The following is a 14,278-nucleotide window of genomic DNA, read 5'->3' on the forward strand; positions in this document are numbered from 1 at the left end:
AAGATGTTTAAAGAACACTATGTAATTAGAGCTACAAGAAGGCTATCGCCATTTGTTGAATTTGAAACATTAGGAACAATCGTACTTAATCAAAACGAAGACCACTATGAAATTGAATTTGTTGATGAACAAGGACAAACATTAAGCTTATTAACGGTTAACAAAAATGATATCAAGTTATTGAGGTAACGGGGTGCGAGTGTTCAATAAGTACAATCGTTTTTTACTAACGGCAGTAGAGTTAATTGTACCACCAACACTACTGATAGCATCTATAATTTTGTCTCACCATGCATTTAAAGTGATAAAAAATCACAAATAGTTTGAAAGCTCCTTCTTGAAGAAAATGGGTATATTATTTCTCCTAAAGATACAAATGAATTAAGAAAATTATTAAATGTTTAATAAAACCCTCTTCACCAAACGGGTAGCTAATCTTCAAGAAATAGATTGGCTTTTTCTTGTTGACGTAAGGAGCAAGGTTGTTGAAGGAGCCCAATATAAAAGAGTTGGGTGTGTTATAAAGTAAAAGGTACGGGGGTTTACAAGTTGAGTGTGGAAATTAAGAGTTATATAGAACAACCAATAAAAGCTAACGTACTTATGAAACTTTATAATAATGTAGGTTGGTGGGCAGAAAGAAAAGAACAAGATATTGATAATATGTTAAAGTGTGAAGTTTCAGTTGGTGCCTGGAAAGAAGGGATCCTTATAGGTTTTGCAAGAGCTGTTTCAGAGGGTAATTTTAGAGCTTATATTGAAGACGTTGTCATACATAAAGAATTTCAAAAAATAGGTATAGGCACGAAAATTGTGTCACGTTTGGTAGACGAACTATCTCATATTGATGTGATTAATTTGTTTTGTGAATATGAGCTAATCCCTTATTATGAGAAAAATAACTTTAGATATAGTAAATCTCACTTTGTGATGCACAGAAAATGAAACATACGTTACTAATGGGGGTGGATGCTGAACACAGGGTTAGCCTTTCTTAATTGAGGTGGGCAGGATGATTTTTCAAGAATAATAATTTAGGAGAAGAGCTATGAATATGAAGCGTGTTGATGTAGCATATACACTATTATTTGATGAGAAAACTAATAAGATTTTAATGGTGCTAAACAGGAATAATACTTGGTCTTTGCCAGGAGGAGCAGTTGAAGTAAAAGAAACTCTAAAAGAAGCAGCCATTAGAGAAGTTAAAGAAGAGACAGGTTATGATGTTACAGTTAACGATATTATTGCAGTCAATGAAGCATTTATTAACGACAACCATGTGTATTTCATCACCTTTCAGGGGCAAGTTTTAAAATCACCTGAAGAAATTCCAGCAGAGAATAATATTCTCAAAGTTGAATGGGTAGATTTGGATGAGGCAGAAAGATTAATGCCATATCACCCCGAAGGAATTTCAAAATTAATTAAAACATCTGGAGCCAGTTACACATTTCAAAAATAATAATTTTTATTAAACTACATGTGAACGATTTGCGTGCAGTTTGTAGAAAAATTATGTCAGTATAAGAGTAAAGCGATTTAAATAGGACATTGAATCAGAAAGTTTAATGCTCCTTCTCTAGTTAAATTTTTCTTAATATTTTCAAAGATAAATTTCTGTAATAAAGTAATGATGAAAAAAATGCTTTTGAATTGTTAAACTTAAACTATCGTAGTGTATTCCTTCAACAAGGGGTGCTTTTTTTATGTCAATAAATAGGGAATTAATGATAAACTAAAAGTGCAGTGTAGTGTAGTTGAGGTAGGGGAAAAGAATGGATAAGGAAATAACTATCGAAGAATACAATTCAAATTGGTCTAAACAATTTGCCGAAGAAAAGGTAAAACTAATAGAAATATTATCTGACAATATTATATCAATTGAACACATAGGAAGTACATCTGTTGTAGGGTTAGCGGCTAAGCCAATTATAGATATTGCTATTGGAGTAAATGATTTGGATGTAGTTGACAAATTTATAGATCCTTTAAAGCAAATAGGATACGAATTTGTTTACCATAGAGAGTTTCCAGAAAGACGATTCTTTAGAAAAGGACAATGGAGAGCGGGTTCACATCACTTGCATATTTATCAATTTGAAAGTGAACAATGGAACAATCAAATTTTGTTTAGAGAGTATTTAATAAATAATCCTGATGTTTTAATGAAATACAATCAACTAAAAATTGACTTAGCGAGAAATTTTCGTTTTGACAGAGTGTCTTATACAGAGAATAAAGCACCTTTTATACAAAAAATACTGCAAGAAGCGAAAGAAGAATAATCAAATTCTTTTTTTGTGCAAACGGCTGCGAGTGTTCAATAAGAACAGTCGTTTTTTCATTAACGGAGTAGGTTTGTTTAATTGCTTTTAAATGACCGAAAATCTGTGATTAGAAATAAACCTTTAGAAAAACTTAAAATTAAAATTACAAAAATATTAGTATTTTTAACTTAAACAAAGATTTTAATATACTTATAGGGGTTGTATATGAAAAAGTTACAGTTAATAATAGCACTTCCCTCTGCTATACTTTTTTTGGTTTCTTACTTACTAAATAATTATTTATGTTTGTTCATTTCGCTAGGTGGAATCTTTATAGCCACAGTAATTCGGATTATCAGGATAAATAAGAGAGGGTACGTGCTTGGTCATCCTGATGCTGAAAAATATGATTATCACGTTTAAGAAAATGCAGAAGTCAATATTGGAGATGATGAACGATAATAAGTTTCACTTTGAAATTACTAATAGGGATAAAGTATCTGTATATTTGATGACGTTCGGAATGCCCGCTTTAAAGGGGCAAGGCATTTTTGTTATTCGACCCAGTAAGCATTTACTTTAATAAAGTATGACAATTGATAAAGAATAAGGGGTATTTGCACAGTGTAAAGAATTATTTAAGGTATATCCCAAAAATTTGTGTAGATATGAAACTTGAATTTTATGATTTAGATTCTTTAAATGATATAGAGTTAAAGTTTGCGGTAATTAGTGCTATTTATAAGAGGAATTAGTGCTATTTATAGAGGAAGTTGTGATTCATTTAATGTAACGTATGTTCGTTCAAGAAACAGTTACTTTTCGCTAAAGGTGCAGAATAATGGAAGAAGGAAGAAAAATCGCTTAAAGGAGGAAATATATGAAATTTGTTATGATATTTGGACCCCAAGCAGTTGGGAAAATGACTGTAGGACAGGAATTAGCTAAATTAACAGATTTGAAACTTTTTCATAATCATATGACCATTGATTTACTTTCACCTTTATTCGGTTTTAATCCGGAAATGTGGAGGTTAGTAAATCAATTTCGAAAAGAAATATTCGAGGCTGTTGCAAAGAGTGACTTAGAAGGCTTGATATTTACCTATCTGTGGGCGTTCGATATGCAAGAAGATTGGGATTATGTTAATGAAGTTTATGAGATATTTGAGTCAAGAGGAGGGACTGTTTATTTGGTAGAACTTGAAGCAGTGTTGGAAGAAAGACTTGAGCGAAATAAAAGTCCACATAGACTTGAACACAAGCCAACAAAAAGAAATGTTGAATGGTCAGAAAAAGAACTAAGGGAGACACAGGAAAAGCACAGATTGAATTCATTTGAGGGTGAGATCAAAAAAGAACATTATTTAAGAATTGACAATACAAATTTGAGTCCACAAGAAGTGGTGAAAATGATAAAAGAACAATTTAATTTATAGATATGCAGCGGCATGTTTTTCAACTTAAGGAGAGCGAATGTTCTATAAGTAAGAACATTCGCTTTTTTACTACTGGAGCAGGACAGGTTAATTGAATAGCATTATACTTAAGAATCATCTCTTCCAATTAGAGGTGTTTTTTTTAGGAGAAGCTTCTATAAGAATAATATCATATTGATTATGAATAATTATTTATTGACTAACGATAAATGATGTTCTAAGATAAAACTAACTTATCGTGTGTGTTTTTATGTGAAAATGTCTGATTATAGAATATATTTTAAAGGAAGTGGTCATCATTGGATTCTCAATAATTTTTTTACTGGTGATAGGCATTATTGCAATAACTTCAATTATTATTCCAATTATATCTTTTAGAAAGAAAGGGAAAGGGAAACCCCCGCGTAGAATTTCTTATACAATATTAGTTTTGTTGGTTTTGCACTGGGCATTTTTCTTATCTAACGGTTACACTTTATTACCAATAAATATTGCAAATGCCATTTTTATGCCAATATGGTTAATGTTATGCGCAGCAGGATATGTCACAGTTGTATATGAATTTAAAAACAACAAAGGTTTTGCCCTCCCAGTTGCTGGCTTTGCAACAATAAGTTTGTTATTTAGCATTTTCATTAACGGAATATCAAAAATGTAAATCGTTATTTGGTTAGTGAAGCTTTAAAATTGAAGAGTGAGTAAAACCCTACTTATACAGCCAACAGTCGTCTAAAAAACTAGAAAACTGTTGCTAAAAAAAGAGATAAAAAATCATCTATAACGATAACAATGAGTCAAACCCTATAGCTATCAAGGGTTTGGCTCTTTTACTAGGTTTCTATTAGTAGGCTGTATTTAAACTATTTTCTAAACACTAAGCCACCACTATTTTTATAATAGGCTCCTTAATTCTTATATGTTAAAATAAGTTAACAATATTTGGGATTCTAGGGGGAGCAATTAATGAAATACATAAAGCCTTTTTTAGTATTTGAATGGATTACAATTTTAGGAGTCTCAACAGCAGCTTATATACGTTTGGATTTTCCACTTTATATTTGTTTAAGCTTTGTTCTATTAGGAATTATCCTTACTCTATTCTATTCAAGACGCTATGAAAAGAAAGAAGAAAGGTTCAATAATTCCAAATGAATTTTGCATTAAGGAATCTGTATAGACTATACATCTGATTAAATGGAAGTTGTTGAACTTACGGTGCAGTTTAGCTAAAGAAGAATAGAATAAAAAGTATTCTGCATTATTGTGAAACAAGTACAGAAAATGTACGTCTAATGAATTAAAGGGATTTTAATTGAAGAAAATCGCTTTATTTATATATTTAATTCTTATGTTGGGATTATTGTCTTGTTCAAAACAATAGGAACAAAGTGGTGAAAAAAATCACGAACATGGCATTAAGGTTGATGATAAAGGTATGATGATGTGAATGTATATCAGGAGGACAATCCAATGTTAATCGGTACTATTGAGGAAATTGTGCGTCATCCCGTAAAGTCCTTTTATGGGGAAAGTGTAAAAAAAACAAAGGTAATGGAGTATGGATTTTATGGAGACCGTAGCCATGCTTTTTTAGATAATACGAGACATGATAAATATTTAACAATCACTCAATTTCCAGAAATGGCTCGCTATAAAGCAAGATTTTTAGGGGAGGAGCTAGAAGATCAGTATCCTGAAGTCGAGATCAGGACACCTGAGGACAAGATTTTCAAATGGGGAGATGAAGAATTAACGAATGAAATAGAAAACAAAGCAAAACGCAGCATTTCACTTGTGACATATCCTCCTTACCATGTCCCTTTTGGTGCAATTGAAGAAGAACATCTTCAACTTGTTACAGATGCTTCATTAGATAAATTAAAGGAAATATGGGGGAAATCGGATCTAGATTACAGGCGTTTTCGTCCTAATTTACTTATATCGTTAACAGAAAAAATTCCTTTTATAGAAGACAAATTGATCGGTAAACGAATTAGAATTGGCAACGATGTGGAAATTGAGTTAAAAAGACATTGTGAAAGATGTATGATTATTACTGTAAACCCTGAAAGTGCAGAACAAGATCCTACTTTACACAAAAAAGTTATAAGTGAAAGAAATAATTTTTTTGGCGTTTATGCATCTGTTATCAAAACTGGTGAAATACATGTGGGTGATGAAGTAGTACTCCTTGATAAAGAAATTGAGTTTAATTAGGTATGGTGTCATCATCTTGAAACGAAATTTTAAGAAAGGGTGATTTTTATATTAATTTTATTTGGTATCTTACTATCTTTCATAACTGTTATGCTGTTTATATTTTTATGTGCAAAGATAATCCTTACTATTATCAAGAAAAATCCATTTCCTAAGAAAATTTTGTTTGCAACGTTGTCTGGGGTTGTTCTGGTTTCTTCAATTTATATATATGAAACATACTTTTTTACGTTTAGTGAAATTAATAGAGCATCTATTCAAAAGGGACCAGGTCCAGTAATATCACCTACTGAAGAATATACAGCTAATGCTTATTATGAACCATATGGTGGTGCAGCAGGTGGTGTTAATGTAAGGGTGGAAATTACAAACAATTATGTGAAAAATAAAAGTCAAGTTGTTTATTATAGTGATGCAAAAAGTAATTTTGCTATGAAGTGGTTGAACGAGGATACATTGTACATTATAAATGATGAACCTGATTTTCCAAATTCAAATAGAAGTATAGAACTAGAAATTGGTAAAGAGATTTATCATAGAAATGGTTTGGCTTGTAAAAGTTTGTTAATGAAAGACGAATATGAGACTTGCTACCAAAACTAACTTATAAGTTTTATAGGGGGGAGTTTTATGAATTCAACAAGAATAATGCTATTGGGAATAAGTATTATGTTATTAGGTGCAATTATTACACTAGATACTACAACCACAACAAGGGGTGGACTTTTAATATATCCAGGATTTTTAGTGGTATTGTTTGGTTTCTTCTATGGCTTCTATAAAAAGGATTAGAAGCTTGATAGTGCCAGACAGAAAAGCGGGATGAAGTTATACATTAAATTTATAAAGAAAGATTTAAATTGAGGATATTAATATGAATAAGGAACGAAAAATGACTATTTTCATTATAGTAATAGGCATTTCAATATTGGGGATTTTAGGTTTTAACTATTTTGATAGTAGAATAAATGGGGATCCCGAAAAGATAAGGGATACCGCACAAATACTGAAAGAAAAAATGGAAAAGAAATACGATATTGTTATTGAAAATAGCGAAGGCTTTTACACACACACTGTTGGTTATGCTGCAACCTTAACAACTGAAGATGGGATAAGCTTTGATGCGTGGAACCGACCAAAAGACATTGTGGATTTTTATATGGAAGAACTGTGGAATAAAAAGGGTTTGGATAAATGGGGGTATGCAGAAAAGTTTATTGAAGATGTAGAGGATATTACCCTCAATATAGGTTATCGTGAAGAAGCAAGCAGAAAAATAAGTCAGCTTACTAAACCTATTGAGGAAGTGAAAAATGATTTATGGATAACCATTTATGTTGATTTGAAGCAGCCTTTTAGGGAAGAAAAAGCAATAGAAATAGAGAAAGGTATATTTAATTATTATCAACAATTGCTAAAAGATAATGGGGAAGACATCGAGTTGATTGTTAGGCACGATGAAAACTCTCAAAAACAAGACACAGGTTCTTATATGATAGTAAGAGATACAAACGGGAAGATCCCTACTATTAGAGATATTGAAAGTATTTCAAACACTTTTTTTGGAGGGTAATTTACTTGAAAAACGTTTCAAGATTTAAACCAGAGTATGTGACAAGCTCGTTAATCGTCATAGTTAGCATCATTTTATTATTAACACTATTTACTGGTACAACATCAATAAAAGAAATAATGACATATAGTTTAATTATTGTATTACTTTCTTTTTTAACCGCAGATATTAGGAAAAACTCAAATAGTAGGAAATCACCAGCTGCTGCTTATAAGTATGTTTTAGTTATATTTCTGTTCTCATTTTTAACGATTTTTTAAATAGTTCTTATTCAATAATGGGAGCAAATCATATATCAAAGGATTTCTTTGTGCAAAAGCAGGTTTGCTTACCTTTCAATTAGAAATATATAGAAACCTTGGTTAGTAGGGGGTGTTCAATTGTTAAAGTTTTTGCAGGTTATTTTTTCAGTAGCGGTCATTTCACTTGCAGGGTATGGATTGATAACAGAGGATTTTAGATTTCAACCATATATGATGTTGTTGTTGGGTGTAACGATGTTGGTAATGGGATTAAGAGAATTTCAAAAGGGCCAAAAAGGTTACGGCTTGTTAAGTATAGTTGTATTTTTATTAGTGTTATTTGTATCAATAAATAGTTTCTTATTGAAGTAACGGGTGAGGATCAATAATAACTCTTTTTTAAAATAATTGAAACTGACAATTTAATTAGTGCGTTGAAATAAATGAGGTGAGACTGTTGGCTATCAAGACAAATGAAATTAAGGTGGTTATTGGTGCAGGTGAATATAATAATAATCCAGGCTGGTTACATACCCAACATGAAGAACTCAATTTATTAGATGTAAGCACTTGGAACAAAAAGTTTGATGTTAATTCGATTACAGCAATATTAGCTGAACACGTTTGGGAGCATCTCACATATGAAGAAGGTATAAAAGCTGCGAAAATTTGTTATCAATTTCTAAAACCTGAAGGTTATATTCGTTGTGCAGTACCTGATGCATTTTTTCAAGATGCTGCCTATCAAAATATAGTTAAAATAGGGGGGCCAGGTCCTAAAGAACATCCCGCAGCTAGCCATAAAATAGTACATAATTACAAAACGATAAAGCAAATGTTTGAAACCGCTGGATTTAAGGTAACTTTACTTGAATATTGTGATGAAAAAGGTGCCTTTCATTTTCATGAGTGGGATGGAGCAAATGGTGTTATATTTCGTTCAATAAAATATGATCCAAGAAATCAAGGAGATAAGCCTGTTTTCCCATCGCTGATTGTAGATGGAGTAAAGCATTAGTTATAGGATATAGGATACATTCCTGAACTAAGACAGGTGCGTTTTTTATGTCTATAAATAGTGAATTAATATTAAACTTTAAAAGCGGAAGAGTTAAATAGTTGAAAATAAGTAAAGAGTTTGCAAAGAGGGGAGATAAAGTGAACGGATCGCGAAAAAAAGCACAGCATTTGCAAGCTCGGATAAAACGTGATGTTGCAAATCGCAATAGGATAAGAATTATATATGGTTTCCTTATTGTAATGGGTATTTTTGTTTTGTTAGGTGTATCTTTTGCTTTTCTAAGAACATTTTATGCTACAGATCTTTATCAAACATTTATCTATGATTGGATAGGAACTGCATTTTTGTTTTTGGGAGGACTGACCCTACTTCTCTTTATAATTTATTTTAGCTTAGTAATCACATTAAAAAATCCTCAAAAAATAAGCAGAAATAAGGTATTTGTATGGGGAGGAACAGGAATAATTTGTCTCATCTCAGGTGTATTCATTTTTCAAGAATTAAGTTCTTTAACAATTAATAGTGTGAGAGATATGAAGGATTACTCAAACGGTGTGATGAAAAGAGATGATCTTAAAGTTGTGGATGTATATACCGGAAGCTCATCAAAAATAACATTAATCAACACGGAGGAACAAGAACTCTATCTGCTGGAAAGGGTATTTAACATAGAAGAAGGTAAAACATACAGCTTCACATATTTGGAACGGACTGGAAATATTTTGAATGTTGAAATGAAGTGATTTCATCACTTAAAACAAAAACAGGTTTGTAAACAATGGAAGGAAAGTTCATATGAAGAATGGATTTAAAAGGTTAATATACATATTTGGTGGAATTATTATATTGTTTTTATTAATAGTTTTAGCTTTTAAAATAAACGGTATCCTTCACAAGCAAGAGCAAGACGAAGCAATTAAAAAAACTCAACATTATTTAGCTGAAAACTATCAAGATATGAATTATGAAATACAAAATACTTCGTCGTCCACTGACTTTAAGCATTATGGTTATTTTGAACATGGAGTAACAGTTGAAAACAAGGATACAAATGATACCTTTTTAGTATTTTATGATAAAAAAATGAAGCGAATGGAAGATTCGATTAACATCGATCAACAAGAGGAACATTTAGAACGTGAAATAACACCCAAAATTGAAAAATATATAAAAGAACATTTTGGAGATACAAGATATATATATGTTAGCTACGACGTAGCAATAGGAAAACCTCTGGTTATTGTAAAGTTTAATGAAAACCATAGTAATTTAACGCAAACTGATTTTAATACATTTATTACGTATTTAAAAGAAACAATTGGTCTCGAACACGCAAATGTAATCGTTGATTATTGGACTAGAGATTTGTCCTTTCATTTAGAATATTAATATGTGTAGATACTCCAATAGTTTAAAAACTCTAACTATGAAGTGTTTTCGTAAAAATAGATTGAGTATCATCTATTTTTGTGTGTTTTTTATCTATTGTAAATTTATCCCACATATATGGTATAATAATGGAATAATGATAAATACCACTAAAGGAGGTATTATTATGATTTGGTTATTTTTGTTAATACCTGTTGTTATTATTGGGAGTATAGCGGTTTATTTTGAAAAGAAGTCCGGGATGACTCAGCCTGATGAAAATAAACAAGCAGATCAATTAGGAGAAGTTCTAAAGCATAATCAAATTAATATTTCTGGAACAGATTAAGATAATTTAAGAAATAAAAGTCGATTCTATGCAATATTTGAAATCGACTTTTTTATATTATTCAAAATGATACAAGTATATTAGGTTGTATAGATGTTCGTAACTGCACAGACTTGGTTATGGACCGATTTGACTATGGTGCTAACAATTTGCCAGCATCAAGGTTACTTCTTAAAAATAAATGGAGGAGATTTCCTTCCAGAATAGGGGCTGGAAATTGTTATCTATTATTTACACAGTTTTATTAATTGTTAGTTTCATATTATTAGTGCGAAGAAAAGCAGAAACAGAAGCTTATTTTTCGTTAAAAATAGTTGGATATTTTATATTAGGCTCATTCGCTATTAATCTCAATCAATTCACACTACCTCTAGGGTTTATACTGTATTTGTTGTTTTTTCGACCTAAGCTAAATGTAGATGTAAAACAAATGGCCGCTGTTTTTGGTGTGGCTGCATTTATATTGGTTCATTGGATTTTGCCATTTGCGATCAATGAATGGCAAAGCCGGCCAATAATGATCGAACGTGAGCTTGATTCAGTTTATACCCTGAACTTTCAAGATGAATATGATCAAATTAAGGAAAAATTAAAGATAGTACACAACCATTTAAGGCTGGATGATTTTGAAGTGAACTATGGTCAAAATGGTCAAATAACAGATTTACGATGGCAGCTACTCGAACAAAATGGCAACAATTATACCCTTTATCAAATTCGATATGACACTGAAAATAATAGGTATGAGCTTAGACGCAGTCAGCTTGATTCATGGCTACAATATGATCGACTAATTGCAGCTGATTATTTCTTTGATAATCTTACTATACTTGATATTAAAGATATTACTCTTGCAAAAGGTAACTTTTCTTCCTATGTGATAAGAAGTTCTGGGCAAAGAACTTATCATGAGTTGGGAAGTGGAAATTCCCTTTTTATATCAAATGGAGATATACATTTAATCGATGATGAAAAATTACCATTTGAAGGCTATTATATTTCAACATTCGCCTTGAAGAAAACAGAAGAAAAAAAAGATGATAATGGAAATATAATATTTGAAAGCTTTGAAGGTGCCGAATCAAGTGATTATCTGTTTGATGTGAATTTTAGTGAGGAATAATAGAAATCTTGATGCGTTCTTTGTAAAAGTAAGATTCATTACAGAGTGTGTTTAATTAAAAGTGAGGTTTCATTAATGAAAAAATATCTGAGCGTAATCTCCCTGGTATTGATTCTTACATTTATCATATTAATTTTTGTTATTCCAGAGGTGTTGACACCTTTACCAGAATCATTAGATTTGTTTTTATTATTATTCCTATTACTAGGTGCATTTTTCACAGCATTTTTTAGTGTGAAGGGACATTTAAAAACCATTACTTTATCTATTTCTTCACTTGGTATGCTAATTTTATTGATCACCTTTGTTTTTGTTATTGGAATCATGTTGTTTGGTAATTTTGGAACATAAGTAGTTTGGTAAAAGAGATGGAGCTTTTTTCGAGGATAAGTTTAATAAATCAAATTATATATAGAGTATATTTGTCATTTCTATCATGCTATAAAGCAATTATTGACTACCTTTTTAATGGGATAATGAAATATGTCTTATTAGGGATCGTGTTTGGAGTACTTTCTTTAAAATATAAAAACGATCGTGAATGATCATAAAATTAATTTTTTTAATGTAGAGGGTGCGTTTTAATAAGAGCACTAGGTTTTTCACTAATTGAGTGTGATTTTAATGGAAAACTTATTAGACATAGCTGGTGGAGGTGCTATTCCTACAATAACTCCGCATCTACTTATTTGCCTATTAATAGAACTTTTTAAAATCTAGATTGTGACATGGTGTTTTAAACAAAAAAGCCGGTTAGTCGTAAATAAACGAGTATGTAAATGAAAAAAATATACTTGCCTAAAATGTAAAAGCAGACCACAAAAGAAGTCCGCTTCTACTAGAATTACTCAAGTTAAATTAGTAACCACCGAAGCCGCCGCCAACGTAAGAAGTACCAACGATGATTAAAAGGATAAACAACACAACGATTAGTGCAAAACCTGCACCTGAACCATATCCACCTGCGCCCATATGTTACACCTCCTTATAATGAGGTTAATTTATAGTATGTTTGAAAATTAATCATGATTGGATTAATGAATCAGTATTTCTTTTTTTTGAAAACAAAAGGACACTCAATCGAGTGCCCTTGGAAGATGTATATATGAAATGATGTAGGTGTACTAATAGCTTATGCTGTCAATACAAGTTTGAACTGGACAGTCGTTGATTTTGGTTATTTTAAATTTTAAATTAAATATAGAGACAATAGATTATGAGTTAACGGTATTTTTAAGAAGAACGCTAAATCTGTAAGCAGTTTAATAAATTTAGTATATATTTTCGATCTGCATGTAAAAGATGTTTGACACTAAGGGTAGGACTGTTTATGATAAATGTGTAAAAGATCTTTTACATATCAATGTAAGTATAAGGGTGATTTTTCTTTGCAAAACAAAATTAAAGAATATCGTGAGAGTCGAGGTATTTCTCAAGGAAAGTTAGCAGAGCTTTGTCATGTAAGTAGGCAAACAATAAATGCAATAGAAAATAATAAATATGCTCCAAGTTTACAACTAGCATTTGATTTGGCTAAACAGCTTGGAGTTAAGGTTGATGAGCTTTTTTATAATAAATAATCATTAAAGAGGTGGAACCAAATGGGGAAATTAAAAAGATTTAGTATTGTTTTATCTTCATTACTATTAATAGGAACATTTGTTTTTGGGTTAATAGAATGGTTTAGATTTGAAATTATTAATCTCAATGTAATATTTGCAGGATGTCTTTCATTATCATTTTTATTAAATTCTATTACGTGGGGTGATATGCAAGGAGAGCATGCAAAAGATGAATTAGACATGCATATAAAAACGCAAAGTGCAAAAATAGGTTATTTTATATTAATGGTTCTTGCTATATTAATTTTAGTGATTTCTGAGGGTGCAGTGAATTTCAATGAAATGACAAACCTCCCTTTAGGACTGTTAGTATGTTTAACCTTCACTGTTCTTCCATTAACAGAGTATTTTTATTCAAGAAAATATAAATAGAAATAAATTTTTGAAGTTTGTTAAGGAATAGAAAATGAAAAAAGAGAGGTAGCACTATGAAAATTAGCGAAACGAAAGATTCTGCATTAATTGCAAAATTAAATAAACCAGTTCACGATTTACATTATTCTCTCTATCCGAAATATTTTAATGAATATAAATATGAAGAAATCAATGAAGTATTTAAAAAGCTAATAGAAAATGAAAAGAATATTTTTCTATTATTAGAAGAAAACGAAGATGCAGTAGGTTATGCTTGGATTGAGATAAGAGACTATCCAGAAAATGCGTTTAAAAAACGTTATCAATCAATTTATGTGCATCAAATTAGTATAGCTCCAACACAAAGGAAAAAGGGCTATGGAACTGCTTTGATGAATTTTATTGATCAACGTGCTATTGAAAGAGAAATAGATTTGATTGAGTTAGATTATTGGATAGATAACAAAGCTGCAGAAGAATTTTACGAAAAACATAAATTTGTAAAATATCGTGAATTTGTATATAAACAATTATAAATTTGTAGAAATTCCTAATAATGAAATGCTACTTTTGATTATTGTACGAATGGGCAGGTTGTATGATCATATATGGAATATTACATATGTTAAGTTCAATAGTAAGAATATTGAAAGTACCTTGTAAGTAATGGGAATTATTTCTTTTTTGGTGGTAGAATAAATTAG

The 14,278-nt window shown here is 30.8% G+C and carries 22 protein-coding genes; 21 read left to right on the top strand and 1 reads right to left on the bottom strand.

Annotated features, from left to right (window positions below; all coding sequences use genetic code 11):
• The first annotated feature begins 3 nt into the window (after positions 1–3).
• From JOC75_RS02930 to JOC75_RS03015, 18 genes are all read left to right on the top strand, one after another.
• Positions 4–189 carry a DUF4926 domain-containing protein gene (locus JOC75_RS02930; RefSeq protein WP_204952613.1) on the top strand — a complete coding sequence of 62 codons (186 nt, stop codon included), beginning with the start codon at positions 4–6 and terminating at the stop codon, positions 187–189.
• Positions 190–603: 414 nt separating this feature from the next.
• A complete protein-coding gene (locus tag JOC75_RS02935) occupies positions 604–945 on the top strand; it encodes a GNAT family N-acetyltransferase (protein WP_204953491.1) in 342 nt (113 codons plus the stop codon).
• Between the two features lie 103 nt (positions 946–1,048).
• Positions 1,049–1,462 (top strand): NUDIX hydrolase, encoded by a 414-nt coding sequence (locus JOC75_RS02940; protein WP_338036543.1) that lies wholly within the window; start codon positions 1,049–1,051, stop codon positions 1,460–1,462.
• Positions 1,463–1,775: 313 nt separating this feature from the next.
• Positions 1,776–2,285: a GrpB family protein gene (locus JOC75_RS02945; RefSeq protein WP_204952614.1), complete on the top strand. Its 510-nt coding sequence runs from the start codon at positions 1,776–1,778 to the stop codon at positions 2,283–2,285.
• A gap of 862 nt (positions 2,286–3,147) precedes the next feature.
• A complete protein-coding gene (locus JOC75_RS02950) occupies positions 3,148–3,705 on the top strand; it encodes a DEAD/DEAH box helicase family protein (protein WP_204952615.1) in 558 nt (185 codons plus the stop codon).
• A 963-nt stretch (positions 3,706–4,668) separates the two neighbouring features.
• Positions 4,669–4,857: a hypothetical protein gene (locus tag JOC75_RS02955; RefSeq protein ID WP_204952616.1), complete on the top strand. Its 189-nt coding sequence runs from the start codon at positions 4,669–4,671 to the stop codon at positions 4,855–4,857.
• Positions 4,858–5,175: 318 nt separating this feature from the next.
• Positions 5,176–5,922, top strand: coding sequence for an MOSC domain-containing protein (locus JOC75_RS02960; protein WP_204952617.1), 747 nt, complete (start codon positions 5,176–5,178; stop codon positions 5,920–5,922).
• A gap of 162 nt (positions 5,923–6,084) precedes the next feature.
• Positions 6,085–6,525 carry a DUF5412 family protein gene (locus JOC75_RS02965; RefSeq protein ID WP_239589257.1) on the top strand — a complete coding sequence of 147 codons (441 nt, stop codon included), beginning with the start codon at positions 6,085–6,087 and terminating at the stop codon, positions 6,523–6,525.
• 27 nt (positions 6,526–6,552) lie between these two features.
• A complete protein-coding gene (locus JOC75_RS02970; RefSeq protein WP_204952618.1) occupies positions 6,553–6,714 on the top strand; it encodes a hypothetical protein in 162 nt (53 codons plus the stop codon).
• A gap of 82 nt (positions 6,715–6,796) precedes the next feature.
• On the top strand, positions 6,797–7,495 hold the full coding sequence (locus JOC75_RS02975; RefSeq protein ID WP_204952619.1) for a hypothetical protein: 699 nt from the start codon (positions 6,797–6,799) through the stop codon (positions 7,493–7,495).
• A 5-nt stretch (positions 7,496–7,500) separates the two neighbouring features.
• The gene (locus JOC75_RS02980) at positions 7,501–7,755 is read left to right on the top strand and encodes a hypothetical protein (RefSeq protein WP_204952620.1); all 255 of its coding nucleotides are present in this window, start codon (positions 7,501–7,503) and stop codon (positions 7,753–7,755) included.
• 120 nt (positions 7,756–7,875) lie between these two features.
• Positions 7,876–8,109 (top strand): DUF3953 domain-containing protein, encoded by a 234-nt coding sequence (locus JOC75_RS02985; RefSeq protein WP_204952621.1) that lies wholly within the window; start codon positions 7,876–7,878, stop codon positions 8,107–8,109.
• Positions 8,110–8,194: 85 nt separating this feature from the next.
• Complete coding sequence (locus JOC75_RS02990; protein WP_420827997.1) at positions 8,195–8,755, top strand: class I SAM-dependent methyltransferase; 561 nt, start codon at positions 8,195–8,197, stop codon at positions 8,753–8,755.
• A gap of 140 nt (positions 8,756–8,895) precedes the next feature.
• Positions 8,896–9,501, top strand: a complete 606-nt coding sequence (locus JOC75_RS02995) for a hypothetical protein (protein WP_204952622.1) — start codon at positions 8,896–8,898, stop codon at positions 9,499–9,501.
• A gap of 52 nt (positions 9,502–9,553) precedes the next feature.
• Complete coding sequence (locus JOC75_RS03000; RefSeq protein ID WP_204952623.1) at positions 9,554–10,147, top strand: hypothetical protein; 594 nt, start codon at positions 9,554–9,556, stop codon at positions 10,145–10,147.
• 166 nt (positions 10,148–10,313) lie between these two features.
• On the top strand, positions 10,314–10,475 hold the full coding sequence (locus JOC75_RS03005; protein WP_204952624.1) for a hypothetical protein: 162 nt from the start codon (positions 10,314–10,316) through the stop codon (positions 10,473–10,475).
• 217 nt (positions 10,476–10,692) lie between these two features.
• On the top strand, positions 10,693–11,598 hold the full coding sequence (locus tag JOC75_RS03010) for a hypothetical protein (RefSeq protein WP_204952625.1): 906 nt from the start codon (positions 10,693–10,695) through the stop codon (positions 11,596–11,598).
• Positions 11,599–11,673: 75 nt separating this feature from the next.
• Complete coding sequence (locus JOC75_RS03015; RefSeq protein WP_204952626.1) at positions 11,674–11,949, top strand: histidine kinase; 276 nt, start codon at positions 11,674–11,676, stop codon at positions 11,947–11,949.
• A 507-nt stretch (positions 11,950–12,456) separates the two neighbouring features.
• Here JOC75_RS03015 and JOC75_RS03020 read toward each other — a convergent pair.
• Positions 12,457–12,570, bottom strand: a complete 114-nt coding sequence (locus JOC75_RS03020; protein WP_204952627.1) for a YjcZ family sporulation protein — start codon at positions 12,568–12,570, stop codon at positions 12,457–12,459.
• Between the two features lie 416 nt (positions 12,571–12,986).
• Between JOC75_RS03020 and JOC75_RS03025 the strand changes: the two genes are divergently transcribed.
• Genes JOC75_RS03025 through JOC75_RS03035 form a run of 3 tightly spaced genes read left to right on the top strand, consistent with a single transcriptional unit; the run spans position 12,987 to position 14,110 of the window.
• Entirely contained in the window at positions 12,987–13,178 is a 192-nt protein-coding gene (locus JOC75_RS03025; protein WP_275580237.1) for a helix-turn-helix transcriptional regulator, read from the top strand.
• A gap of 21 nt (positions 13,179–13,199) precedes the next feature.
• Positions 13,200–13,592: a DUF2178 domain-containing protein gene (locus tag JOC75_RS03030; protein ID WP_204952629.1), complete on the top strand. Its 393-nt coding sequence runs from the start codon at positions 13,200–13,202 to the stop codon at positions 13,590–13,592.
• A gap of 56 nt (positions 13,593–13,648) precedes the next feature.
• Entirely contained in the window at positions 13,649–14,110 is a 462-nt protein-coding gene (locus tag JOC75_RS03035) for a GNAT family N-acetyltransferase (protein ID WP_204952630.1), read from the top strand.
• The last annotated feature ends 168 nt before the right edge of the window (positions 14,111–14,278 follow it).

Source organism: Metabacillus crassostreae (genome assembly GCF_016908395.1).
GTDB classification, from domain to species: Bacteria; Bacillota; Bacilli; order Bacillales; family Bacillaceae; genus Metabacillus; species Metabacillus crassostreae.

Excerpts from the sequence above, each read along its gene's own strand:
- JOC75_RS03030 (WP_204952629.1), top strand. The coding sequence starts at position 13,200 with ATGGGGAAATTAAAAAGATTTAGTATTGTTTTATCTTCATTACTATTA.
- JOC75_RS03020 (WP_204952627.1), bottom strand. The coding sequence starts at position 12,570 with ATGGGCGCAGGTGGATATGGTTCAGGTGCAGGTTTTGCACTAATCGTT.
- JOC75_RS02975 (WP_204952619.1), top strand. The coding sequence starts at position 6,797 with ATGAATAAGGAACGAAAAATGACTATTTTCATTATAGTAATAGGCATT.
- JOC75_RS02955 (WP_204952616.1), top strand. The coding sequence starts at position 4,669 with ATGAAATACATAAAGCCTTTTTTAGTATTTGAATGGATTACAATTTTA.
- JOC75_RS03035 (WP_204952630.1), top strand. The coding sequence starts at position 13,649 with ATGAAAATTAGCGAAACGAAAGATTCTGCATTAATTGCAAAATTAAAT.
- JOC75_RS02935 (WP_204953491.1), top strand. The coding sequence starts at position 604 with ATGAAACTTTATAATAATGTAGGTTGGTGGGCAGAAAGAAAAGAACAA.
- JOC75_RS03000 (WP_204952623.1), top strand. The coding sequence starts at position 9,554 with ATGAAGAATGGATTTAAAAGGTTAATATACATATTTGGTGGAATTATT.
- JOC75_RS02945 (WP_204952614.1), top strand. The coding sequence starts at position 1,776 with ATGGATAAGGAAATAACTATCGAAGAATACAATTCAAATTGGTCTAAA.
- JOC75_RS02970 (WP_204952618.1), top strand. The coding sequence starts at position 6,553 with ATGAATTCAACAAGAATAATGCTATTGGGAATAAGTATTATGTTATTA.
- JOC75_RS02940 (WP_338036543.1), top strand. The coding sequence starts at position 1,049 with ATGAATATGAAGCGTGTTGATGTAGCATATACACTATTATTTGATGAG.
- JOC75_RS02950 (WP_204952615.1), top strand. The coding sequence starts at position 3,148 with ATGAAATTTGTTATGATATTTGGACCCCAAGCAGTTGGGAAAATGACT.
- JOC75_RS02960 (WP_204952617.1), top strand. The coding sequence starts at position 5,176 with ATGTTAATCGGTACTATTGAGGAAATTGTGCGTCATCCCGTAAAGTCC.
- JOC75_RS03005 (WP_204952624.1), top strand. The coding sequence starts at position 10,314 with ATGATTTGGTTATTTTTGTTAATACCTGTTGTTATTATTGGGAGTATA.
- JOC75_RS02930 (WP_204952613.1), top strand. The coding sequence starts at position 4 with ATGTTTAAAGAACACTATGTAATTAGAGCTACAAGAAGGCTATCGCCA.
- JOC75_RS03015 (WP_204952626.1), top strand. The coding sequence starts at position 11,674 with ATGAAAAAATATCTGAGCGTAATCTCCCTGGTATTGATTCTTACATTT.